Below are 21,163 nucleotides of genomic sequence, written 5' to 3' on the forward strand. Positions count from 1 at the left end.
TCAGCCTAGGTGTTCGCCGGATGCGTCGGGCACGCGCCCGGCGATCCGGGCGCACCCGTGCGCAGCCGCTGCGGGTGGTCCCCGTCTGTCGATGCCGTACCCGTCGTTAACCTTGACCGCGATGGCCGTCGTGACTGACCCCCAGCCCCCCGCCCGGACCGACCCGCCCGCGTCCCCGGACGGGGGCCGTCGGCGCATCGTCGCCATGACGGTCTGGGCGGTCGCCTTCGTCGCCGCCTGGCTCGCGATCGGGCTGCCCACCGACCCGGCGTACGCATTCGTCTGGATCTGGTTGGCGACGATCGCCTGGAACAGCGAGCGGCCGTGGCGCAGCCACCTGCGCTTCGCCCGGGACTGGGTGCCGGTGGTGCTGCTGTTCGTCGTCTACAACCTGTCGCGCGGGTTCGCCGACAACGGCTCCACCCCGCACGCGATGGAGTTGATCGTCGCCGACCGGTTCATGTTCGGCTGGGCCACCGGCGGGGAGGTGCCCACCGTCTGGTTGCAGGAGCACCTCTACCGCCCGCAGGTGCACTGGTGGGACGTCGCCGCGAGCTGGGTGTACTTCTCGCACTTCGTGGTGACGCTGGCCGCCGCCGCGGTGCTGTGGCTGCGCGATCGGCACCGCTGGGCCGCGTACATGCGCCGCTGGGGTTTCCTGTGCGCCGCCGGCCTGGCCACCTACTTCCTCTACCCGGCCGCCCCGCCCTGGTGGGCCGCGCAGAACGGCCTGCTCACCGAGGTCGCCCGGATCTCCACCCGGGGCTGGAAGGCGTTCGGCATGCACGGCGCCGGCAACGTGCTCAACGCCGGCCAGATCGCCTCGAACCCGGTCGCCGCGATGCCGTCCCTGCACACCGCCTGGGCGCTGTTCGTGGTGCTGTTCTTCCTGCGCACCACCCGCCGCCGCTGGTGGCCGCTGCTGCTCGCGTACCCGCTGGCGATGACCTTCACCCTGGTCTACTCCGGTGAGCACTACGTGATCGACGTGCTGGTGGGCTGGACGTACGTAGGGCTCACCTACCTGGTCGTCGGCCTGGCCGAGCGCGCCTGGCGCGCCCGCCACCCCCGCCACCCCAAACCCCCCGCCCAAGACCCCGTCGATCATGAAGTTGTTGCCGTCCCGACCGGCGTGTCGAGGCAATAAGTTCATGATCGACGCGGTCTAGGGGTTTGCGCGGGCCGCGTGCGCGCGGGTTGTCAGCTCGGCTGCCAGGGCCCAGGCCTCGGACAGGTCGCGGTCCTGGGCTGTCGCGCCTGAGCCGCCCGCCGTGTCCGCGTGTACGGTCGCCAGGCCCAGCCGGCGCTGCACCGGCCCCTGCACCACCCGCACGCTCTGGATCCGCGCGTACGGCACGATCGCCACCTGCCGGGTGAGCAGTCCGGACCGGGTGGCGAAGACCCGGTCGAACAGGCCCGCACCGAGCGCGCCGCGCCCGAGTGGATGCAGCCAGCGCGTCCGGGGCGGTGGTGGGCTCAGCGCCAACGCGTCCAGGCGTACGCCCGGCAACACCTCGGCGACGATCATCGTGGCGGTCGGCAGGTCGCCGACCGGCAGCAGCCGGTCCGGCCGGTTGCGGTCGTCGGCCTCCGCCACTGAGTAGCCGGCCACCTCCAACCGCAGGCGCAGCCAGTCGTTGACCCGCCACAGCAGCGGCCAGGTGGCCCGCACGGTCTGGACCCGGTCCAGCGGCACGGTCTGCGCGCGCGTCTCCAGCAGGCCGTTGTGCACCCGCAGGATGCCGCCGTCGCGGGCCAGTCGGAAGTTCCAGTCGTCGAGGACCCGGCGGATCGGTTGCAGCAGCACACCGGCCATCGCGGTCAACGTGCTCGCCACCGCGACGAACGACCACGAGCCTGCGGTGACGAACTGCACCACGACGAAGGCCAGGCCGAACGGCAGTAGGAACGCCTGCGGGGTGAGCAACTGACTGACCAGCAGGTTCTTGTTGCGTACCGCGTGCAGCGGCCGGCCCGGCGCGGCCGCCGCCGTCCCGGATTCCGTCGGGACGGCGGTGACACCGGGCGGGGGTGGCGGCGTCGTCCGCCCGGCGAGCGCCAGCAGCCGCTCGCGCAGGCGGGCCGCGTCGGCCACCAGAAGGTACGCCAGCGGCGCCTCGGTCTTGCCCCCGCCGACCACCTCCAGGCGCAGCTCGGCCAGGCCGGTGAGCTGGGCGAGCAGGGGCCGGACCACCTCCACGGCCTGCAACCGCTCCAGCGGGATGGCCCGGGTACGCCGCCAGAGCAGCCCCTCGTGCACCCGCAGTTCGCGGCCCACCACGTGGTAGCCGGTGTTGTACCAGCTGATCACCGACAGCACTGTCGCGCCGATCGCCAGCACCGCCACCATCGCCGCGAACCAGCCGAAGCCGACCCGCGACAGCGTCGACCAGGACAGGCCCGCGATCACCACGACAAGCGACTTGGCACCGTGCAGCAGGGGGCTGAGCGGGTGCAGCCGCTGCCGTGGCTCCCCGTCACCGCCGCCCGGCGACGCCGGCCAGGGGTCTACCGCCCCGGGCGGTCCGGCGGGGTGTGGTGGGCCGAGTGGTCCTGCCGGCAGCGGCGGCCGGGTGCCCGACTCGGCGGGGCCGTCGCTCATCGGGACGGCTCTCGGCGGCGCCGACGGTCTCCTCCGCGGGCGGTCACAGCCCCTCCGCCCGGTCCTCGCCGAGCGCGGTGAGCCGGTCGCGCAGCCGGGACGCCTCCGCCGGACGCAGGCCCGGCACCCGCGCGTCACTGGCGGCCGCCGCCGTGTGCAACTGCACGGTGGCCAGGTCGAAGGCACGCTCCAGCGGGCCGGCGCTCACGTCGACGAACTGCATGCGGGAGTACGGGACGATGGACAACCGCCGGACCAGCAACCCGTGCCGCACCAGCAGGTCGTCGTCGCGCTCGGCGTAACCCCAGGCGCGTACGGCGCGGACGACGGCCGTGGCCCGCCACACGCCGAGCACCACCACGAGAGCCAGGGCGAGCCCGAACAGCCAGTGGCCGCTCAGCGCCCAGCCGACAGCGGTCACCGCCAGGCCGACGGCCACCACGACGGCGAGCCGGATCAGCTCCACCCAGATCAGGTCGGTGGAGATCGGCTGCCACTGGACGGTGTCCGGCCAGGGCTCCAGCGGCCCCCGCCCCGACGACTGGGGGCCGGAGCCGGTCAGCGTGCCGGGGCCGGGCGGCAGCAGACCGGGGGACGGCAGGTCGGGCGGAGGTGATCCGGCGTCGATTCCGCCGAGCCGGGGTAGGGCGCTCGGCGGCAGTGGGGCCGGGGACGACACGTCCGGCGGGGAAGGGTCCGGACCGAGTGTGCCGGGCGCCGGGAACGCGCCGGGCGGCGGCGCGGGGGCCGGGGTGGGTGGCCAGGGCGGGGAGGCGTGCCCGGGGGGCGTCGCCGGGTCGACGCGATCCTCGGCGCTCACCGACGGGTGCCGTTCCGCGCGCTGCCGTGCCGCACGCTGCGGCATCGCGCGCTGCTGTGCCGCACGCGCCGCGCGTCGTGCGCCTCGCCCTGCCCGTCGCCGGCGCGGAGCGCCACGCTGCCGTGCCTCATCGGTCGCTCGCTGCGCTCGCTCACGTGTCGAGGGTAGGCGATCCGGGCACCGGATTGACGGCACGAAGGAAGCCGCGAAGCTCCAGGAATTCGCCGAGACTGCCGCGATGCTGGGCGCAGGCCAGCCAGGTCTTGCGCCGCTCGGCGGTGTGCAGGCGGGGATTGTTCCACTCCAGCGCCCAGACGGCGGGGGCGCGACAACCGCGGGCCGAGCAGACCAGGGGCTCGTCGGCAGGGGAGGGGAGGCTCATCCGGGCCAGTCTAGGGCGGCCGGGCGGAGAGCTTGAGCGCCGGGCGGCCACGGGGGGAGCCGCCCGGCGACGGGGTGAATCGTACACACGGCAGGCCGGTTCCTGTCCACCCGTGATGCGCGATTCGGCTGCCGGGACGGCGCGGCGAAAATCGGCTTCTCCCCCCCTCGACACTCAGGAAGGCGTGCGAGTCTTGATACCGCACCAGCCGCGACGACCGACAAACGCTGTGGAGGACCGGTGGCCCAGCCGACCATGCCCGACGCCCCGACGCCGAACGGGGCGGCACCGGAGACTCCTGCGCCGGTGACCACACCGGCGCAGGACGCCACCCTGCTGGAGAAAGCGCTGTTCGAGATCAAACGGGTGATCGTCGGGCAGGACCGGATGGTCGAGCGGATGTTCGTCGCGCTGCTCGCCCGCGGCCACTGCCTGCTCGAGGGTGTGCCCGGCGTGGCCAAGACCCTGGCCGTGGAGACCCTCGCCAAGGTCGTCGGCGGGTCCTTCGCCCGGGTGCAGTTCACCCCGGACCTGGTGCCGGCCGACATCATGGGCACCCGGATCTACCGGCAGTCGAGTGAGAAGTTCGACGTCGAGTTGGGCCCGGTCTTCGTCAACTTCCTGCTCGCCGACGAGATCAACCGCGCTCCGGCCAAGGTGCAGTCGGCGCTGCTGGAGGTCATGAGCGAACGTCAGGTGTCCATCGGCGGCGAGAGCCACCGGGTGCCCGATCCGTTCCTGGTGATGGCCACCCAGAACCCGATCGAGCAGGAGGGCGTCTACCCGCTTCCGGAGGCGCAGCGGGACCGGTTCCTCATGAAGATCGTCGTGGGCTACCCGACCGACGCCGAGGAGCGGGAGATCGTCTACCGGATGGGGGTTACCGCCCCGGAGCCGACGGCGGTCTTCGACACCCCCGAGCTGATCGCCCTGCAACGCAAGGCCGACCAGGTCTTCGTGCACAACGCGCTCGTCGACTACGCGGTGCGCCTGGTGCTGGCCACCCGCGCGCCCGCCGAGCACGGCATGCCGGACGTCGCCCAGCTGATCCAGTACGGGGCCAGCCCGCGTGCCTCGCTCGGTCTGGTCCGGGCCACCCGAGCGCTGGCGCTGCTGCGCGGGCGCGACTACGCCCTGCCGCAGGACGTGCAGGACATCGCCCCGGACATCCTGCGCCACCGGCTGGTGCTCAGCTACGACGCGCTCGCCGACGACGTGCCGGCCGACCACATCGTGCACCGGGTGATGTCGACCATCCCGCTTCCGGCGGTCGCCCCCCGGCAGCAGGCCACCCCGCCGTCGAGCACCCCGCCGCCGGGCGCCGGCTGGCCCGGGCAGCGGCCGTGACCTCACCCACCCCTCGTCCCGCCCCCGACCGCAGCGAGGCTGTGCTGTCCCGACTCCAGTTGCTTGTCACCCGCAAGCTCGACGGTCTGCTCCAGGGTGACTACGCCGGCCTGCTCCCGGGGCCGGGCAGCGAGGCGGGCGAGTCGCGGGAGTACCGCCCCGGCGACGACGTACGCCGGATGGACTGGCCGGTGACCGCGCGGACCACGACCCCGCACGTGCGGCGCACTGTCGCGGACCGGGAGCTGGAGACGTGGCTGGCTCTGGACCTCTCGGCCAGCCTGGACTTCGGCACCGGGCAGTGGCTCAAGCGGGAGGTGGTGGTGGCCGCCGCGGCCGCCATCACCCATCTGACCGTCCGGGGCGGCAACCGGATCGGCGCGGTGATCGGCACCGGTGGTGGCGCGTCCGCGCCGGCGCGACGCTTCAGGGGTGGCCCGCCGCCGGTCGGCCCGGGGGTGCTCACCCGACTGCCGGCGCGCTCCGGCCGCAAGGAGGCGCAGGGCCTGTTGCGGGCCGTCGCCGGCACCGCGATCCAACCCGGCCGGGGCGATCTGGGCGCGCTCGTCGAGATGCTCAACCGCCCGCCCCGGCGGCGCGGTGTGGCAGTGGTGGTCTCGGACTTCCTGGCGCCTACCGAGCAGTGGGCCCGGCCGATGCGCAAGCTGCGCGTCCGGCACGACCTGCTGGCGATCGAGGTGGTCGACCCGCGCGAGCTGGAGTTGCCCGACGTGGGGGTGCTGCCGGTGGTCGACCCGGAGAGCGGTGAGCTGCACGAGGTGCAGACCGCCGACCCGCGGCTGCGGCAGCGCTACGCCGAGGCCGCCACCGCCCAACGGGCCGCGATCGCCGCCGCGCTGCGTGGCGCCGGGGCGGCTCACCTGCGTCTGCGTACCGACCGAGACTGGCTGCTGGACATGGTGCGTTTCGTGGCCGCGCAGCGGCACGCGCGCACCCGGGGGACGACACGATGATCCGTTTTCTGCAACCGTGGTGGCTGCTGGCACTGCTGCCGGTGTTCGCCCTCACCGCGTTCTACGTGTGGCGGCAGCTGCACCGCCGGGCGTACGCGATGCGGTTCACCAATGTGGACCTGCTGCGGACCGTAGCGCCGAAGGGACTGGGCTGGCGGCGACACGTGCCGGCGACCGCGTTCCTGCTCTGCCTGCTGGTGCTGGCCACGGCGTTGGCCCGTCCGGCGGTGGACACGAAGGAGCCGTTGGAGCGGGCGACGGTGATGCTCGCCATCGACGTGTCGCTGTCCATGCAGGCCGACGACGTGGCGCCGAACCGGCTGGAGGCCGCGCAGGAGGCGGCCAAGCAGTTCGTCGGTGAGCTACCGGAGAGCTACAACCTGGGCCTCGTCTCGTTCGCGAAGGCTGCCAACGTGCTGGTGCCGCCGGGCAAGGACCGGGACGCGGTGACCACCGCCATCGACGGGCTGGTGCTGGCCGAGGCGACCGCGACGGGTGAGGCGGTGTTCACCTGCCTGGAGGCGATCCGGTCGGTGCCGGCCGACGGCGCGGCGGGCATCCCACCGGCGCGGATCGTGCTGCTGTCCGACGGGTTCCGCACCTCCGGCCGGTCCGTGGAGGAAGCGGCGGCCGCCGCGCAGGCGGCGAACGTGCCGGTGTCCACAATCGCGTTCGGCACCGACACCGGTCAGGTCGACATCGGCGGGCAGCTCCAGCGGGTGCCGGTGGACCGGCTGGCCCTCGCCGAACTGGCCGAGACCACCGAGGGCTACTTCTACGAGGCGGCCTCGGTGAGCGAGCTGAAGCAGGTCTACCAGGACATGGGCAGCTCGATCGGGTTCCGCACCGAGCCGCGCGAGGTGACCCAGTGGTACGCGGGCTTGGCGCTGCTGCTGGCGCTGTGCGCCGGAGCGCTCAGTCTGCTCTGGTCGTCGCGGATCGTCTGATCGCCGGCCACGGCAGCGACCAGGGAAGAGGACGCCACGGCAGCGACCAGGGAAGAGGACGCCACGGCAGCGACCAGGGAAGAGAACGGCCGGCGGTGGTCAGTGGCCGCCGCCGGCCAGGACGAAGACGACGGCCACCCAGACGGCGGCGAGGGTGAAGCCCAGCGGGGCGACGTAGCGGCTCATGACGGCTCCGAGTGGCGGCGGGACGGTCCGCGTGCGGGGGCGGACCGCAGGGGGTGGGGACGCGCACACGAAGTCGTGACCGGGCGGCTCCCGACGACCGTCCGGTGATCGGACGGCGCGGCACACGCGCCCCGGCGTCAGCCGAGGCGGTGGGGGAGCGGAGCGGGGTCAGCTCGCCAGACTGAGTCGTGGCTCAGCGGGGCTGACCATCGGCCCGGCCACGACTGGGAGGATCGCTATCTCGCACAGCGATCACCTCCTGCAAGTCGGCCCGGCCGGAACGTTGATGATCGTACACCTGGGCCGGCGGCCGGACGCACTCGGCCGACCGGTCGGCGACCGCTCCACCGCCCGGCCGGCGCCACCGGTCGGGACGGTCCGTCGACCCGCTCCGGCGGCCCGTGCGCACGACCGTCACCAGCACCGCGGCGAGCAGCGGCAGCCAGCAGAACCGGGCCAGCACCCACCCCGGACCGACCGGCGTGGTGTGCAGGCCGGGCAGGGCCAGGCCACCCCGGGCGGTGAGCGCGGTCACCGTGACCAGCACCGGCTGGTGCCACAGGTAGATCCGCACCGCGTTGTGGTTCACCGCGGTCACCGCCCGGCTCGGCAGCGGTCGGGCCAGCACCCGTTCCCAGCCGGGTCGGGCCAGCAGACCCAGCCCGACCTGGGTGACGGCCAGGGCCACCGCAAGCAGCGACGGCGGGTTCAGGTTGGACACCCCGTCCCCGGGCACGCCGACCGCGCTGACCGGGTAGCCCACCGCCAGCAGCGCGGCCAGCACCGCGCCCCCACCGGCCGCGAGCAGGCCGGCCGCCCGTCGCCCGGCCAACCGCCCGTCGGCGTACGCCAGGCCGAGCAGGTACGGCACCGCCCAGGCCGCCACCACGCTGACCGGAGCCACTGCCACACCGTCCGGCAGCAGGCGCACCGCCACGTCGCTCGCCGCCACCACGGCCACCGCCGGGACGACGCAGCGGGCCACGCCCCACCGGCGTACGGCGGCGCGCAGTGGGCCGCTCACCGTCACCAGGAGCAGCAGCGGCGCCAGGAACCAGAGCGGACTGACCGCCAGGTGCAGTCCGACGGCCAGCGTGTCGTCGGGCGCGCCCGCCACGGCGGCGGCCAGCAGCACGGCCGCGCCGGCGCCCAGCAGCGCCACAGTGGGCAGCAGCAGCCGACGCAACCGGCGGGCCAGCCAGCGACCCGTGCCGCCCCGGTGCCGGGCCAGCGACCGGGCCGAGCCGAAGCCGGCGGCGAAGAAGAACAGGCCGAGCGTCTGCAACACCCAGGTCATCGGGGCCAGGTCCGGCATCGTGGTCAGCGGGCTGGCCTGGTGCAGCCCGCCGTCGCCGGCCAGCACCAGGCCGGTGACCAGCCAGTGCCCGAGCACCACCCCACCGATCGCGTACGCCCGCAGCGCGTCGACCGCGCGGTCGCGGCTCACCGGGCGTCCCCGACCGGGCTGCCGAGCACTACCGCCGTGACCGCGACCAGGGTGGCGCTGCCGGCCACCAGGTAGCCGTCATGCCCGGCCACCCCGTCCACCGGCAGCGGTCGGGCGCCGAAAGCCGGATCGCCGGGGCGACGCCCGTAGCCGAGGCCGGGCAGCCGCACCTGTGGCACCCGGCGGATCCAGTCCGACGGCGCCTCGGCAGCCCAGAACCGCAGTCCGCCGCGCAGGTCGGCGGCGCGCTGCACCCCGGCCCCGACACCACCGAGGCTGACCACGTCGGCGACCTGAGCCGGGGCGTGCGTCGCCGCCAGCGCCGCCACCAACGCCCCGTAGCTGTGCCCGATCACCGTGATCGTCGCGGCGGGACGGCGTGCGGCCAACTCCCGCAGCAGCCCGGCCAGCCCGGCCGCCCCACGCCGGGCGCTGGCGTCGCTGACGGCGGTCAGCACCCCGTCGGGCGGGTCGTAGCCGAGCCAGGCCAGCACCGCGACCCGCGCCGTCGGGTCGGTCGACCGCACCTGCGCGTAGAGCTGCGTGGCCTGCACCGCCGGCGCCCGCCGGGCCACCCCGCCCAACCCGCTGTCGAAGTCCGCGAGGGTGCTGCCCACCCCGGGCACCAGCACCGCGATCCGGTCCGCGTCGGCCAGGTCGCCGAGCACCTCCACGGCCCGGCCGTCACCGCGCGTGTCGAAGAACAGGAACCGGCGTCCGTCGGCCGCCCAGTCCGCGTACGGGGGGCCGGCCGCGCGCATCGCCGCCGCGCTGACCGGGTACGCCTCGACGAACCCCGCCGCGGCGACCGGCTCGGGTCGGATGGGCAGGACCAGGTTCACGCCGAGCAGTGCGCTCAGTGCGAAACGGGCGGCACCTCGTCGTCGCATCACGTTCTCCCTCCGGGTATGTCGTCCGGAGGAGAGTGCGGGGACGTACGGGTCGCGGACGTCGCACCGGGGAGCCGTTTCTCGGGTGGCTCCGGGGGACTACTCGCCGGCGGCGACCAGACCCGTCTCGTACGCCAGCACCACTGCCTGGGCGCGGTCGCGCAGCCCCAGCTTGCCGAGGATCCGCCCGACGTGCGTCTTCACGGTCTGCTCGGCCACCACCAGGTCACCGGCGATCTCCGCGTTGTTGCGACCCCGGGCGATCAACCGCAGCACCTCGGTCTCGCGGGGCGTGAGCCCGGCCAGGTCGGTGGGGCGGGGCCGGCGCCGGTCCGGGCGGGCCGCGAACTCGGCGATCAACCGGCGGGTCACCGCCGGGGCGAGCAGCGCGTCACCGGCCGCCACCACCCGCACCGCCTGCACCAGGTCGGCAGCCGGGGCGTCCTTGAGCAGGAAGCCGCTGGCGCCGGCCCGCAGCGCCTCGTACACGTAGTCGTCCAGGTCGAACGTCGTGAGGATGAGCACCCGGGGGCGCTGCGCCGACCGGTCGCCGAGCAGCTTGCGGGTGGCCTCCAGCCCGTCCATGACCGGCATCCGAACGTCCATCAGCACCACGTCCGGGTCGAGCCGGCGGGTGGCGGCGACTGCCTGTGCGCCGTCGGCGGCGTCACCCACCACGAGCAGGTCCGGCTGAGCGGCCAGCAACGCGCCGAAGCCCTGCCGGACCATCGCCTGGTCGTCGGCGATCAGCACCTTGATCATGCGTCTCCGCTCTCCGCCTCGTACGGCAGTTCGGCCGCCACCGCGTAACCGCCGTCGGGCAGCGGCCCGGCGGTGAACGTACCGCCCAACGAGGTGGCACGCTCCCGCATGCCGGTCAGCCCGTGCCCCGGGCCGCCGTCGGCTGTCGGTCGGGCGTCGGCAGGCGAGTTCTCGACGCGTACTCCCAGACCGGACCGGCCGGTGCGGACGGTGACGCGCACCGCGGCGCCGGCCGCGTGCCGGGCCGCGTTCGCCAGCCCCTCCTGCACGATGCGGTACGCGGCAAGCCCGACCGGCGCGGGCACCCGCCCGTCGACCGACGGGTCGACGTCGAGCGTCACCGGCAGCCCGGCGCGGCGGGCCACGTCCACCATCGCGCCCAGGTCGCCCAGGTCGGGTTGTGGTGCGGTTTCTGGACCGCTCGCCTCGCTGCGCAGCACCCCCAACAGTCGCCGCATGTCGGTGAGCGCGTCGCGGGCCGAGCCGGCGATGGCGCCGAACTCCGCGGCCGCCGACGCCGGCACGTCGGTCAGCCGGTACGGCGCGGTCTCGGCCTGCACCGCGATCAGCGACATGTGGTGAGCCACCACGTCGTGCAGCTCGCGGGCGATCCGGGTGCGTTCCTCCAGCACCGCGCGGCGCTCCTGCTCCCGCTCGCTCAGCTCGGTCTGCGCGGCCAGCGCCCGCCGGGACAGCCGGTTGCGCCGGATCAGGTCACCGACGATCGCCAGCGCCCCGAGCAGCAGCAGGACGGGGATCCGGTTGTCGGGGTGGACCAGGCCGAATACCGGCACCGTGCTGATCGTCACCACCCAGACCAGCACCGGCCGGTCGACACGTGCGACGACCACCGCCAGCACCGCGACCGACCCGAGCGCCAGCGGCGGGGTCCACGGCCAGGACCGGTCGTCCGGCGCGTTGAACGTGCAGATCAGCAGGGCCAGTACCGCGAGCCGCCAGGCCAGCAGCGGACGCCGGGGCAGCGCCAGCAGCGGCGCCACGGTCATCCCCGAGAACAGCACCGCGACCGGCGTGGGCAGGCCCCAGCTGCTCTCCACGTTCAGTGTGATCAGGAAGAGGCCGAGCGCGGCGAGCAGCCCGACCGGGGTGGCGTACGGGGCCACCCGGGGCCAACGGGCCAGCAGCGGCCCTTCGGTCGGGGCGTCCCGGCCCCACAGGGTCTGTCGCAGCGCCCGCAGGGCCGTGGCGATCGGATGCCGGTTCACCACCCGGAGGCTACGGGCCGAGCCCGTTGCGGGCGTGCCACCAGGGGTTGATCCCCATGTCGTACCAAGGTGTGACGCGACTCCCGTTAGCGCTTACCTGCCGGTAACGCCTAGGCTCCGACGCGTCCGTGCTGACCATTCGCAAGGAGGAACCGTGTCCCGAACCGTGCTGGTGACCGGGGGTAACCGGGGGATCGGCCTGGCCATCGCGCAGGCCTTCGCCAAGCAGGGCGATCGGGTGGCGGTCACCCACCGCAGCGGCGACGCGCCTGAGGGGCTGTTCGGCGTACGCGCCGACGTCACCGACGCGGCCTCGATCGACGCCGCGTTCGCCGCCGTCGAGGCCGAGTTGGGGCCGGTCGAGGTGCTCGTCGCCAACGCCGGCATGACCGACGACACGCTGCTGCTGCGGATGTCCGAGGAGCAGTTCACAGGTGTGGTGGACACCAACCTCAGCGGCGCGTTCCGGGTGGCGAAGCGGGCCTCCGGCAAGATGCTGCGGGCCAAGTGGGGCCGCATGATCTTCATCTCCTCGGTGGTGGGCCTCTCCGGCGGCGCCGGTCAGGTCAACTACGCCGCCAGCAAGGCCGGCCTGGTAGGCGTGGCCCGCTCGATCACCCGTGAGCTGGGCAGCCGCAACATCACCGCGAACGTGGTGGCACCCGGCTTCATCGACACCGACATGACCGCCGGCCTCAGCGACGACCGCAAGGCGGAGATCCGCAAGTCCATCCCGGCCGGCCGGATGGCCAGCCCGGACGAGGTGGCCGCCGTGGTCACCTGGCTGGCCTCGGACAGCGCCGGGTACGTCTCCGGCGCTGTGATCCCGGTCGACGGCGGCCTCGGCATGGGCCACTGACCTTTTGACTACGGAGGAATCTGCGATGTCCGGACTGCTCGCCGGTAAGCGGCTGCTCGTCACCGGTGTGATCACCGAGGCTTCGATCGCCTTCTCGGTGGCGAAACTCGCCCAGGAGAACGGCGCGCAGGTCGTGCTGACCGGCTTCGGACGGCTCTCCCTGGTCGAGCGGATCGCCAAGCGGCTGCCCGAGCCCGCGCCGGTGATCGAGGTCGACGTGACAAACACCGAGCACCTGGCCAGCCTCGCCGACCGGGTCCGCGAGCACGTCGACGGCCTCGACGGGGTCGTGCACTCGATCGGCTTCGCCCCGCAGAGCTGCCTGGGCGGTGGCTTCCTCGACGCGCCCTGGGAGGACGTGGCGACCGCCCTGCACGTCTCCACCTTCTCGTACAAGTCGCTGGCCATGGCGGCGCTGCCGCTGATGTCTGCCGGCGGCGCGGTGGTCGGCCTGACCTTCGACGCGACGAAGGCGTGGCCGGTCTACGACTGGATGGGCGTGGCCAAGGCCGGCCTGGAGTCCGCGTCCCGCTACCTTGCCCTGCACCTGGGCAAGCAGGGCATCCGCAGCAACCTGGTCGCCGCCGGGCCGCTGCGGACGATCGCCGCGAAGTCGATCCCCGGCTTCGACCAGTTCGAGGAGGCCTGGGCCGAGCGGGCGCCGCTGGGCTGGAGCCTCACCGACCAGGAGCCGGCCGCTCGGGCCTGCCTGGCGCTGCTCTCCGACTGGTTCCCGGCCACCACCGGCGAGATCGTGCACGTCGACGGCGGCTACCACGCCATCGGTTCCTGACGCCGCGCCGCGACGCTCCCTGGCCGCCGTCCGCGTGATCCACGCGTCCGGACCAGGGGGCGTCGCCGGGCCGTCGCGGCCGAGGGGCAAGAATGACCCCATGGCGTACGACGCGGTGGTGCTGGTGTCCTTCGGCGGGCCCGAACGGCCCGAGGACGTGATGCCGTTCCTGCAGAACGTGACCCGCGGCCGAGGTGTGCCGCCCGAGCGGCTGGCCGAGGTCGCGGAGCACTACCAGCACTTCGGCGGGGTGTCCCCGATCAACAAGCAGAACCGCGAGCTGCTGGCCGCCGTCCGCGCCGACTTCGCCGCGCACGGCCTCGACCTGCCCCTCTACTGGGGCAACCGCAACTGGGACCCGATGCTCGCCGACACCGTGACGCAGATGCGCGACGACGGGGTGACCCGAGCGCTCGCCTTCGTCACCAGCGCGTACGGCGGCTACTCGTCCTGCCGGCAGTACCAGGAGGACATCGCCGCCGCCCGCGCCGCCGTCGGCCCGGACGCCCCGGTTATCGAGAAGCTGCGCCAGTTCTGGGACCACCCCGGCTTCATCGAGCCGCACGTCGACGCCGTCCGTGCCGCGCTGGGCCAGCTCGACCCGGCCAAGCGGGACACCACCCGGCTGGTGTTCACCGCCCACTCCATTCCCAGCTCGATGGCGGCGAACGCCGGCCCGCACGGCGGCCGGTACGAGGCGCAACTGCGCGAGGCCGCCCGGCTGGTGGCCGCTGCCGCCGCCCCCGGCCTCGCGTACGACCTGGTCTGGCAGAGCCGTTCCGGCCCCCCGCAGGTGCCGTGGCTGGAGCCGGACATCAACGACCACCTGGCCGCCCTCGCGCGGGGCGGCACCACGAGCGTGGTGGTCAGCCCGATCGGGTTCGTCTCCGACCACCTCGAGGTCGTGTGGGACCTCGACACCGAGGCGCTGGAGACGGCCAAGCAGCTCGGCCTCGACTTCGTCCGGGCCGGCACCCCGGGCACCGATCCGCGCTTCGTGACAATGGTCCGGGAGCTGGTCACCGAGCGGACCGACCCGGACGGCGCGCAGCTACGTCGCCGGCTCGGCGAACTGCCGATGTGGGACACCTGCCCCACCGTGTGCTGCGTACCCACCCGCCGTCCGACGCCCGCTGGGAGCACCGATGCATGACCGTAAGCCCGTGCAGAGCTGGCTCACCGACATGGACGGTGTGCTGGTCCACGAGGGCCAGCCCGTTCCCGGCGCCCCCGAGTTCATCAACCGGATGCGCGCCTCCGGCAAGCCGTTCCTGGTGCTGACCAACAACTCGATCTACACGCCACGGGACCTGACGGCCCGGTTGAGCCGGATGGGCCTGGACGTTCCGGAGGAGTCGATCTGGTCGTCGGCCCTGGCCACCGGCCAGTTCCTCGCCGACCAGCGGCCGGGTGGCACCGCATACGTCATCGGCGAGGCCGGCCTGACCACGGCGCTGCACGCGGTCGGCTACGTGCTCACCGACTTCGCCCCGGACTACGTGGTGCTCGGCGAGACCCGCACCTACAGCTTCGAGGCGATCACCAAGGCGGTCCGGCTGATCAACGACGGGGCCCGGTTCATCTGCACCAACCCCGACGTGACCGGCCCGTCCGTGGAGGGCGCGTTGCCCGCCGCCGGCTCGGTCGCCGCCATGATCTCCAAGGCGACCGGGGTGGAGCCGTACTTCGTCGGCAAGCCCAACCCGATGATGATGCGCTCCGCGCTGAACACCATCAACGCGCACTCGGAGACCACCGCGATGATCGGCGACCGGATGGACACCGACATCCTCTGCGGCCTGGAGGCCGGGCTGGAGACCATCCTGGTGCTCACCGGCATCAGCAGCCGTACCGAGGCGGAGCGTTACCCGTACCGACCGTCCCGGATCATCAACTCGGTGGCGGACCTGCTCGACGAGATCTGACGCCCCGCGCGGCTCGCCGCCGATGTGGGGTCAGGGGCGTAGGGGGGCGTTGCAGGCGGCCACCAGTGCCTGCCGGCAGGCCGTGGTGAGGGGGCGCAGCGCGGCGTCGCGCTGCTGGGCCTCGTAGTTGTTGATCGCGCCACCGGGAGCGGCGTGCCCGGCCAGCGCGAGCACCCGGTCCAGCACGGCGGCACGGGCGAAGAGCCGGCGGGCCCGCGGGTCGAAGCCCGGTGGCAGGTCGGTGGCACCGTCCGGGCGGCGCAGCGCGGCCAGTGCTCCGGCCAACTCGGGCCGCCACTGGGCCACGTCGAGACGGGTCAGCGCGGCGGTCGTCTCGGCCAGCGCGGCCGCCAGCTCGGCCTCCGCCTCGGCGGCGCCGGGCAGCGACAGCGAGGCGGCCGGGGCGTTGGCCGGCAGCGGGTAGACCCGCCACAGCACCGTCTCGAAACAGTCCCCCGAACCGGACGTGTGGCTGCGGACCTGCGGGATCAGGCCCAGCCCACCGGCCACCACCGCCTCGCCCGCCACCAGCGCCGCCCCGGCGAAGTCCCCGGGACCGGGCAGACCCCGCGGGTCACCCGGCGCGGGTAGCACCAGACGGATCTCGTCGGGGGAGAGCTTGGCCAGGGTGGGCAGCGCGGCACCCAGCGGGACGTCGGTCCAGGTGCCGGGGGCGTCCGCGACGAGGTGCTCCTCCGCACCGGCGATGGCGTCGGCGACCTCGTCGAACGGCACCAGCCCGGCGCGCCACGCGCGCACCCAGGCAACGAACCGGCTCGACCGGCGCGGCGCAAGCGTGGCCGCGCCCGTTGCGGGGGTGGACATGCCGAAAGGGTACGTGGTCATCGGTGGCCCTGTCTCGACTGCCGCTCCGGCCGCCCTGCCTGCCCCGAACTGCCCCCTTCGCCCCATCCGCTCCCTGCCTGCCCAGCCGTGGGCACGCGTCGGGTCCCGCCAGTTGACGGGCGGCGCTCGGGTGCCTGCCTCGTCCGCCCGGGGCGGCGGCAGGTGACGGTGTGTCGGGATGACACGGGCCGGCGGCGTGGGGTTAGCGTGATCGACATGGCGGGGCGATACGGCGAGGACGTGCTGGCGGGGGACTGGCGGCGACGGAAGGTCACCCCCGAGGTGGATGCCGAACCGGAGCTCGTGGTGGAGGACGCCGACTCCGGGTTCTGCGGAGCGGTGGTGGGCTTCGAGGCGGGCGCGGTGGTGTTGGAGGACCGACACGGCAAACGGCGCAACTTCCCGCTGCTGCCCGCGGCGTTCCTGCTCGACGGCCGTCCGGTGACACTGCGCCGCCCGAGCCGCGCCCCGGTGCCGGCTGCCCGTCGGCGTACCGCGTCCGGTTCGGTGGCGGTGGACAATGTTCGCGCCCAGGTGGCCAAGGCCAGCCGGATCTGGGTGGAGGGCATCCACGACGCCGCGCTTGTCGAGCGCATCTGGGGCGACGACCTGCGGATAGAGGGCGTGGTCGTGGAGCCCCTGGACGGCATCGACGACCTCGACGCCGCGGTTCGCGACTTCGGCCCCGGCCCCACCCGGCGACTGGGTGTGCTTGTCGACCATCTCGTGCCGGGCAGCAAGGAGAGCCGGATCGTGGCACGGGTGACCTCGCCGTACGTGCTGGTGACCGGGCACCCCTACGTCGACGTGTGGCAGGCGGTCAAGCCGGCCGCGCTGGGCATCGCTGCGTGGCCGGTGGTGCCGCCGGGGCGCCCGTGGAAGGAAGGGGTCTGCGCGGCCCTCGGGGTGGCCGAGCCGGCCGACATGTGGCGACACATCCTGTCCCGGGTGAACAGCTTCGCCGACGTCGAGACTCCACTGATCAACGCCATGGAACGCCTCATCGACTTCGTCACCGAACCAGCCTGATCCGGCCCCGCGCCCGCTCGCGCCGCTCGTGCGACGCGGGCGGGAGGCGCGGGAGGCGCTCAGGGCTCCTGGTCGGGGGTGCGGGAGTAGACGAAGGTGGCGATGTCCAGCGCGACCGCGCGGCCCTGCTCGTCGCGGCGCACAGTGAGGATCTCGCCGTCCTGTCCGCCGGCCCGGCCCCGCCAGCGGTCCGTGCCCTCGGCGACGAAGAGGTTCGGCGTGCCGACCGGTCCGGCGTGCAGGTCGCCGGCGGCGTCCACGTACACCTCGATGGTGGTGCCCATCCACCACCAGCGGCCGGTCAGCTCGGCGAGTTCGGCGGGCGGCGGGGCGGCGGCCGGTCGCCACGCGGTGACCGGGGCGGGTTCGGCGTCCAACACGAGCGTGAGCAGTTGCCGGCTCAGCCCGCCCAGGTAGCCGGTGCGGAAACCGTACGAGTTGGCGAAGCCCACGACCGCGGTGCGGCTGGGCCGGTGCACGGCCAGCGAGGCGACGTAGCCGGGCATGGAGCCGCCGTGTCCGACGTACACCCGGTCGCCTTCCCGGAAGAGCTCCAGCCCGAGGCCGTGGCCGTGGGTCCAGGACTCCTGGTCGCTGATCACCACGGGTGAGCACATCTCGGTAAGCGTCTCGGCGGCCAGCACCGACGGGTCGGGATCGGCCAGGAAGGCGGCCCAGCGGCCCAGATCCTCGATCGTCGACCAGAGCTGACCGGCCGGGGCCATCGCTCCGGTGTCGGTGCGCGGCTCCTCGCGCAGGGTGTCGTGCCAGGGGTGTACGACGTAGCCACGGGCGAACGGCTCGGTGGCCGCGTACGTGGTGCGGCGCAGGCCCAGCGGGGTGAGGATCCGCTCGCCGAGCAGGTCGGCCCAGGGCGTCCCGGTGAGTCGTTCGAGGACGCCGCCGAGCAGCCCGTACGCCAGGTTGGAGTAGTGGTAGGTGGCGTGCGGCGGGTAGGCGATCTTGTCGGGGGTGACCCCGGCGAGCAGGGTGGTGAGGTCCACGCCGGCCGCGCGTTCCCACCAGTCGCCCTCGGGTTCACGCTGCATGCCGCTGGCGTGCGCGAGCAGTTGGCGCAGGGTGAGCGCGCCGACGCCGGTGCCCGGCAGGTGTCGCTCCAGCGGGTCGTCGAGGGCGAGCCGGCCGGCGTCGCGCAGCTGCATGATCAGGGTCGCGGTCATGGTCTTGCTGATCGAACCCAGACGGTACTGGAGATCGACGTCTGGGCGGGGATGCTCTCCGGCCAGGGCCAGGTGCGCCAGCGTGCCGTCGCGCACCACGCCCAGCACCAGCGAGGGGACATGGCCGTCGGCCTGGGCCTGGGCGACCCGGGCGTCGATCTGACGGGCGGTCTCGGGCAGCAGGGTCAAGGGGGACCTCCTCGGGGCGGGCGCCGATTGGTGGCGTTCCGGCGGGCCGGTAAGGGCGTCGATGAGCCTACTGATCTCCCTGGGGAGGCCGCGCGTGCGTTTGCGTGTCACGATCGTGGTGTGGACGCGGTGGTGTGGATCGTTTTGGGTGTGGTGCTGGCGGTCGCCGAGATCTTCACGACGACGCTCTTTCTCATCATGTTCGGGCTCGGTGCGTTCGCCGCCGCCGGTGCCGCCGCTCTCGGCGCGCCGGTGGCCGTGCAGGCTCTGGTCTTCGCGGTGGTGTCCGCGTTGAGTCTGGTGGTGGCCCGTCCGGTCATTCGGCGGCATCGCCGTTCGGCGCTGGAGAGCGGCGAGCAGCCGTTCGGCGTGGAGGCGATCGAGGGCTCCAGCGCCCTGGTGCTGGAGCGGGTGGACGCCGACCACGGCCTCGTCAAGATCGACGGGGAGCTGTGGACCGCCCGGCCGTACGACACGACGCAGACTTTCGAGCCCGGCCAGCGGGTTCGGGTGATAAAGGTCCGGGGCGCGACCGCCCTGGTCTGGCAGGACGACGTTTCTTCCGCCGGCGAGCTGCCGGAAGCGAGAGGGTGAACGGGATGACCATATTGGGTGTGCTGGTGATCGCGGTGGCGTTGATCGCCGTGATAACGCTGGCAAAGGCGGTGCGGATCGTGCCGCAGCAGCGCCAGGACGTGGTGGAACGGCTCGGCAAGTACAAGCGCACCCTCAACCCCGGCCTCAACCTGCTGGTGCCGTTCATCGACGCCGTACGCACCAAGGTCGACATGCGGGAGCAGGTCGTCAGCTTCCCCCCGCAGCCGGTGATCACCTCGGACAACCTGGTGGTCTCGATCGACACGGTTCTCTACTTCAAGGTGGTCGACTCGGTCCGGGCGACCTATGAGATCTCCAGCTTCCTGCAGGCCATCGAGCAGCTCACCGTCACCACGCTGCGTAACGTGATCGGCTCGCTCGACCTGGAGCGGGCGCTGACCAGCCGGGACGAGATCAACAGGCACCTCTCCGGTGTGCTGGACGAGACCACCGGTCGGTGGGGCATCAAGGTGACCCGGGTCGAGATCAAGGCGATCGAGCCGCCGGCCAGCATCCGCGACTCGATGGAGAAGCAGATGCGCGCCGAGCGGGACCGCCGCGCGGCGATCCTGACCGCCGAGGGGCACAAGCAGTCGGTGATCCTCACCGCCGAGGGTGACAAGCAGTCGGCGGTGTTGCGGGCCGACGGTGACCGGCAGGCTCGGATCCTGCAGGCCGAGGGTCAGGCGAAGGCGATCCGGACGGTCTTCGACGCGATCCACCAGGCCAACCCGAGCCAGAAGGTGCTCGCGTACCAGTACCTGCAGGCTCTGCCGCAGATCGCCCAGGGCAGCGCCAACAAGGTCTGGATCGTGCCGGCCGAGCTGACCAAGGCCCTGGAGGGCATGGGTGGCGCGCTCGGTGGGCTGAGCCAGATGGTGGGGGACCTGCCCTCGCCGGAGGCTGCCGACCACGCGAGCCAGGTGGAGCGCGAGGCCGCGGAGGCGGCGCAGGCTGCGGCGGATGCCGCCCAGCAGATCCACGACGAGGTACGCGTCGCCGAGGCGCAGGCCACCGGCGGCAACAAGCCGCAGGGGCTGCCCGCTCCGGAGCCGGTCACTCCGCCCAGCCTGACCGAGGACCCGGCCGACCAGCGCGAGCGCGGCTGATCCGTACTCGCCGGCCGACCGGCCGGCCAGGGGCTTCGACGCTGGCCCTGAATGCGAGAAAGACTCATGGGGCGCTCCGATGCCTGCCACGATCGGTCCTAGGACGGGTGGTGACCAGGCAATCGGGGCGCCCCGGCGCGTTCCGCACCGCTCGTGGACGAGCGAGGTGACGCATGAAGGATCCGGCGAATCGGATGTGGTCCTCGGCCCCGGTGCCCGGCGCGCACGACCCGGCCGCCCCACTGGGCTCCCGGAGCACCGGTGGCGGGTTCGGCGTACTCCCCTTCGTGGGCGAGCCGACCCCGGCCGGGCCGGCCACGAACGCCAGCTGGGCCTGGTCGGTACGCCGGTTCGCGCGGGCCGCGGTGTGGCTGCTGCCCGCGTACGCCATCCTCTACGGCGCGGTGGCGATGGCCAGCGACGGAGGGGTGGGCAACGACCCGTATCCGGCCGACGGGCGGGCCGTGTACCTGATCGGCTGGGTGGCCGCAGTGTGGCTCGGCCTGCTCGCGCTGCTGGCCCTCACCGGTCTGTTGGCCGCCACGCGCAGCCGCCGGGTGGCCGCCGCCGGGCTGCTGGTCAGCATCGCCGGGACGGTGCTGATGCTGCCGTTCGCCGGCCTGGAGGAGCAGACGCCCGTCTTCGGGACCACCGCGCGGTCGCTGGTCCTGCTCGGCGCGACGTTCTACAGCGTGGGCTGGTTCCTCACCGGCTGGGCGGTGGCCCGCTCGGGCACCTTCAGCCTTGGCGACGGCGTCATGCTGATCATCGCCGCGCCGTTGCTCGGCCTGGGCGGTGCCCTGATCGGCTCGCTACAGACGTTCGGCGCGATCTTCGTGCTGATCGCCGGCATCGGCATCGGCTACCGCTCCGGCCGCCTGATGCCCCGAGAAACCGCCAGAGACGCCGCCGCAGCCAGCCTAAATACCCCAACCCCCTAAACCACCCACCCACCCACCCACCCACCCACCCACCCGGTCCATCCCGGCCGCCCACTCCGGTGATCATGAGGTTGACGGGCGGTTCTGTGATCAAACCCCCCGCTAAGCCCA

22 protein-coding genes are annotated in these 21,163 nt (G+C 73.3%); 12 read left to right on the forward strand and 10 right to left on the reverse strand.

Annotation, left to right across the window (positions count from 1 at the left end):
• The first annotated feature begins 121 nt into the window (after positions 1-121).
• Positions 122-1,147: a phosphatase PAP2 family protein gene (locus tag ACLQ26_RS29990; protein WP_425747706.1), complete on the forward strand. Its 1,026-nt coding sequence runs from the start codon at positions 122-124 to the stop codon at positions 1,145-1,147.
• An 18-nt stretch (positions 1,148-1,165) separates the two neighbouring features.
• Here the strand turns inward: ACLQ26_RS29990 and ACLQ26_RS29995 are convergent, their stop codons facing one another.
• The 3 genes from ACLQ26_RS29995 to ACLQ26_RS30005 all read right to left on the reverse strand — a co-directional run bounded on the left by ACLQ26_RS29995 (position 1,166) and on the right by ACLQ26_RS30005 (position 3,804).
• The gene (locus ACLQ26_RS29995) at positions 1,166-2,602 is read right to left on the reverse strand and encodes a PH domain-containing protein (RefSeq protein ID WP_425747707.1); all 1,437 of its coding nucleotides are present in this window, start codon (positions 2,600-2,602) and stop codon (positions 1,166-1,168) included.
• 43 nt (positions 2,603-2,645) lie between these two features.
• Positions 2,646-3,188, reverse strand: coding sequence for a PH domain-containing protein (locus ACLQ26_RS30000; protein WP_425747735.1), 543 nt, complete (start codon positions 3,186-3,188; stop codon positions 2,646-2,648).
• A 385-nt stretch (positions 3,189-3,573) separates the two neighbouring features.
• Positions 3,574-3,804, reverse strand: a complete 231-nt coding sequence (locus ACLQ26_RS30005) for a hypothetical protein (protein ID WP_425747708.1) — start codon at positions 3,802-3,804, stop codon at positions 3,574-3,576.
• 240 nt (positions 3,805-4,044) lie between these two features.
• Here ACLQ26_RS30005 and ACLQ26_RS30010 point away from each other — a divergent pair, with 240 nt between their 5' ends.
• The 3 genes from ACLQ26_RS30010 to ACLQ26_RS30020 are packed head-to-tail and all read left to right on the forward strand — an operon-like array spanning position 4,045 to position 7,072.
• Positions 4,045-5,151: an AAA family ATPase gene (locus ACLQ26_RS30010; protein ID WP_363689997.1), complete on the forward strand. Its 1,107-nt coding sequence runs from the start codon at positions 4,045-4,047 to the stop codon at positions 5,149-5,151.
• On the forward strand, positions 5,130-6,125 hold the full coding sequence (locus ACLQ26_RS30015) for a DUF58 domain-containing protein (protein WP_363690031.1): 996 nt from the start codon (positions 5,130-5,132) through the stop codon (positions 6,123-6,125). The genes ACLQ26_RS30010 and ACLQ26_RS30015 overlap by 22 nt, the downstream gene beginning before the upstream one ends.
• Positions 6,122-7,072: a VWA domain-containing protein gene (locus ACLQ26_RS30020; RefSeq protein ID WP_425747710.1), complete on the forward strand. Its 951-nt coding sequence runs from the start codon at positions 6,122-6,124 to the stop codon at positions 7,070-7,072. The genes ACLQ26_RS30015 and ACLQ26_RS30020 overlap by 4 nt, the downstream gene beginning before the upstream one ends.
• Positions 7,073-7,171: 99 nt before the next feature.
• Here the strand turns inward: ACLQ26_RS30020 and ACLQ26_RS30025 are convergent, their stop codons facing one another.
• From ACLQ26_RS30025 to ACLQ26_RS30045, 5 genes are all read right to left on the reverse strand, one after another.
• Entirely contained in the window at positions 7,172-7,327 is a 156-nt protein-coding gene (locus tag ACLQ26_RS30025; protein WP_425747711.1) for a hypothetical protein, read from the reverse strand.
• 124 nt (positions 7,328-7,451) lie between these two features.
• Entirely contained in the window at positions 7,452-8,705 is a 1,254-nt protein-coding gene (locus ACLQ26_RS30030; protein WP_425747712.1) for an acyltransferase family protein, read from the reverse strand.
• Positions 8,702-9,595, reverse strand: coding sequence for an alpha/beta hydrolase (locus tag ACLQ26_RS30035; protein ID WP_425747713.1), 894 nt, complete (start codon positions 9,593-9,595; stop codon positions 8,702-8,704). The genes ACLQ26_RS30030 and ACLQ26_RS30035 overlap by 4 nt, the downstream gene beginning before the upstream one ends.
• 99 nt (positions 9,596-9,694) lie before the next feature.
• Positions 9,695-10,357, reverse strand: coding sequence for a response regulator (locus ACLQ26_RS30040; RefSeq protein WP_007462555.1), 663 nt, complete (start codon positions 10,355-10,357; stop codon positions 9,695-9,697).
• Positions 10,354-11,583, reverse strand: a complete 1,230-nt coding sequence (locus ACLQ26_RS30045) for a sensor histidine kinase (protein WP_425747714.1) — start codon at positions 11,581-11,583, stop codon at positions 10,354-10,356. The genes ACLQ26_RS30040 and ACLQ26_RS30045 overlap by 4 nt, the downstream gene beginning before the upstream one ends.
• Positions 11,584-11,737: 154 nt before the next feature.
• Between ACLQ26_RS30045 and fabG the strand changes: the two genes are divergently transcribed.
• The 4 genes from fabG to ACLQ26_RS30065 all read left to right on the forward strand — a co-directional run bounded on the left by fabG (position 11,738) and on the right by ACLQ26_RS30065 (position 15,160).
• Complete coding sequence (gene fabG / locus ACLQ26_RS30050) at positions 11,738-12,442, forward strand: 3-oxoacyl-ACP reductase FabG (RefSeq protein WP_425747715.1); 705 nt, start codon at positions 11,738-11,740, stop codon at positions 12,440-12,442.
• Positions 12,443-12,467: 25 nt separating this feature from the next.
• Positions 12,468-13,235: an enoyl-ACP reductase FabI gene (fabI, locus tag ACLQ26_RS30055; RefSeq protein WP_425747716.1), complete on the forward strand. Its 768-nt coding sequence runs from the start codon at positions 12,468-12,470 to the stop codon at positions 13,233-13,235.
• Between the two features lie 100 nt (positions 13,236-13,335).
• Positions 13,336-14,388: a ferrochelatase gene (locus ACLQ26_RS30060; protein WP_425747717.1), complete on the forward strand. Its 1,053-nt coding sequence runs from the start codon at positions 13,336-13,338 to the stop codon at positions 14,386-14,388.
• Complete coding sequence (locus tag ACLQ26_RS30065) at positions 14,381-15,160, forward strand: HAD-IIA family hydrolase (RefSeq protein ID WP_007462546.1); 780 nt, start codon at positions 14,381-14,383, stop codon at positions 15,158-15,160. Before ACLQ26_RS30060 ends, ACLQ26_RS30065 begins: the two co-directional genes overlap by 8 nt.
• Before the next feature lie 30 nt (positions 15,161-15,190).
• On the opposite strand, the gene ACLQ26_RS30070 is transcribed toward ACLQ26_RS30065, so the two are convergent.
• Entirely contained in the window at positions 15,191-15,985 is a 795-nt protein-coding gene (locus ACLQ26_RS30070) for a hypothetical protein (RefSeq protein WP_425747718.1), read from the reverse strand.
• A 237-nt stretch (positions 15,986-16,222) separates the two neighbouring features.
• On the opposite strand from ACLQ26_RS30070, the gene ACLQ26_RS30075 reads away from it, so the two are divergent.
• Positions 16,223-17,035, forward strand: a complete 813-nt coding sequence (locus ACLQ26_RS30075; protein ID WP_425747719.1) for a DUF3097 domain-containing protein — start codon at positions 16,223-16,225, stop codon at positions 17,033-17,035.
• Positions 17,036-17,094: 59 nt separating this feature from the next.
• On the opposite strand, the gene ACLQ26_RS30080 is transcribed toward ACLQ26_RS30075, so the two are convergent.
• Entirely contained in the window at positions 17,095-18,405 is a 1,311-nt protein-coding gene (locus ACLQ26_RS30080) for a serine hydrolase domain-containing protein (protein WP_425747720.1), read from the reverse strand.
• A gap of 120 nt (positions 18,406-18,525) precedes the next feature.
• On the opposite strand from ACLQ26_RS30080, the gene ACLQ26_RS30085 reads away from it, so the two are divergent.
• The 3 genes from ACLQ26_RS30085 to ACLQ26_RS30095 all read left to right on the forward strand — a co-directional run bounded on the left by ACLQ26_RS30085 (position 18,526) and on the right by ACLQ26_RS30095 (position 21,052).
• Positions 18,526-18,999, forward strand: coding sequence for an NfeD family protein (locus ACLQ26_RS30085; protein WP_425747721.1), 474 nt, complete (start codon positions 18,526-18,528; stop codon positions 18,997-18,999).
• A 5-nt stretch (positions 19,000-19,004) separates the two neighbouring features.
• Positions 19,005-20,111 (forward strand): SPFH domain-containing protein, encoded by a 1,107-nt coding sequence (locus ACLQ26_RS30090; RefSeq protein WP_425747723.1) that lies wholly within the window; start codon positions 19,005-19,007, stop codon positions 20,109-20,111.
• Between the two features lie 173 nt (positions 20,112-20,284).
• On the forward strand, positions 20,285-21,052 hold the full coding sequence (locus ACLQ26_RS30095; RefSeq protein WP_007462534.1) for a hypothetical protein: 768 nt from the start codon (positions 20,285-20,287) through the stop codon (positions 21,050-21,052).
• The last annotated feature ends 111 nt before the right edge of the window (positions 21,053-21,163 follow it).

The sequence above is a fragment of the Micromonospora sp. DT43 genome, assembly GCF_049841645.1.
Taxonomy (GTDB): domain Bacteria; phylum Actinomycetota; class Actinomycetes; order Mycobacteriales; family Micromonosporaceae; genus Micromonospora.

Coding starts and splice junctions, on each gene's coding strand:
- ACLQ26_RS29990 (WP_425747706.1), top strand. CDS start 122: ATGGCCGTCGTGACTGACCCCCAGCCCCCCGCCCGGACCGACCCGCCC.
- ACLQ26_RS29995 (WP_425747707.1), bottom strand. CDS start 2,602: ATGAGCGACGGCCCCGCCGAGTCGGGCACCCGGCCGCCGCTGCCGGCA.
- ACLQ26_RS30005 (WP_425747708.1), bottom strand. CDS start 3,804: ATGAGCCTCCCCTCCCCTGCCGACGAGCCCCTGGTCTGCTCGGCCCGC.
- ACLQ26_RS30020 (WP_425747710.1), top strand. CDS start 6,122: ATGATCCGTTTTCTGCAACCGTGGTGGCTGCTGGCACTGCTGCCGGTG.
- ACLQ26_RS30035 (WP_425747713.1), bottom strand. CDS start 9,595: ATGCGACGACGAGGTGCCGCCCGTTTCGCACTGAGCGCACTGCTCGGC.
- ACLQ26_RS30040 (WP_007462555.1), bottom strand. CDS start 10,357: ATGATCAAGGTGCTGATCGCCGACGACCAGGCGATGGTCCGGCAGGGC.
- fabI (WP_425747716.1), top strand. CDS start 12,468: ATGTCCGGACTGCTCGCCGGTAAGCGGCTGCTCGTCACCGGTGTGATC.
- ACLQ26_RS30060 (WP_425747717.1), top strand. CDS start 13,336: ATGGCGTACGACGCGGTGGTGCTGGTGTCCTTCGGCGGGCCCGAACGG.
- ACLQ26_RS30065 (WP_007462546.1), top strand. CDS start 14,381: ATGCATGACCGTAAGCCCGTGCAGAGCTGGCTCACCGACATGGACGGT.
- ACLQ26_RS30070 (WP_425747718.1), bottom strand. CDS start 15,985: ATGTCCACCCCCGCAACGGGCGCGGCCACGCTTGCGCCGCGCCGGTCG.
- ACLQ26_RS30075 (WP_425747719.1), top strand. CDS start 16,223: ATGGCGGGGCGATACGGCGAGGACGTGCTGGCGGGGGACTGGCGGCGA.
- ACLQ26_RS30090 (WP_425747723.1), top strand. CDS start 19,005: ATGACCATATTGGGTGTGCTGGTGATCGCGGTGGCGTTGATCGCCGTG.
- ACLQ26_RS30095 (WP_007462534.1), top strand. CDS start 20,285: ATGAAGGATCCGGCGAATCGGATGTGGTCCTCGGCCCCGGTGCCCGGC.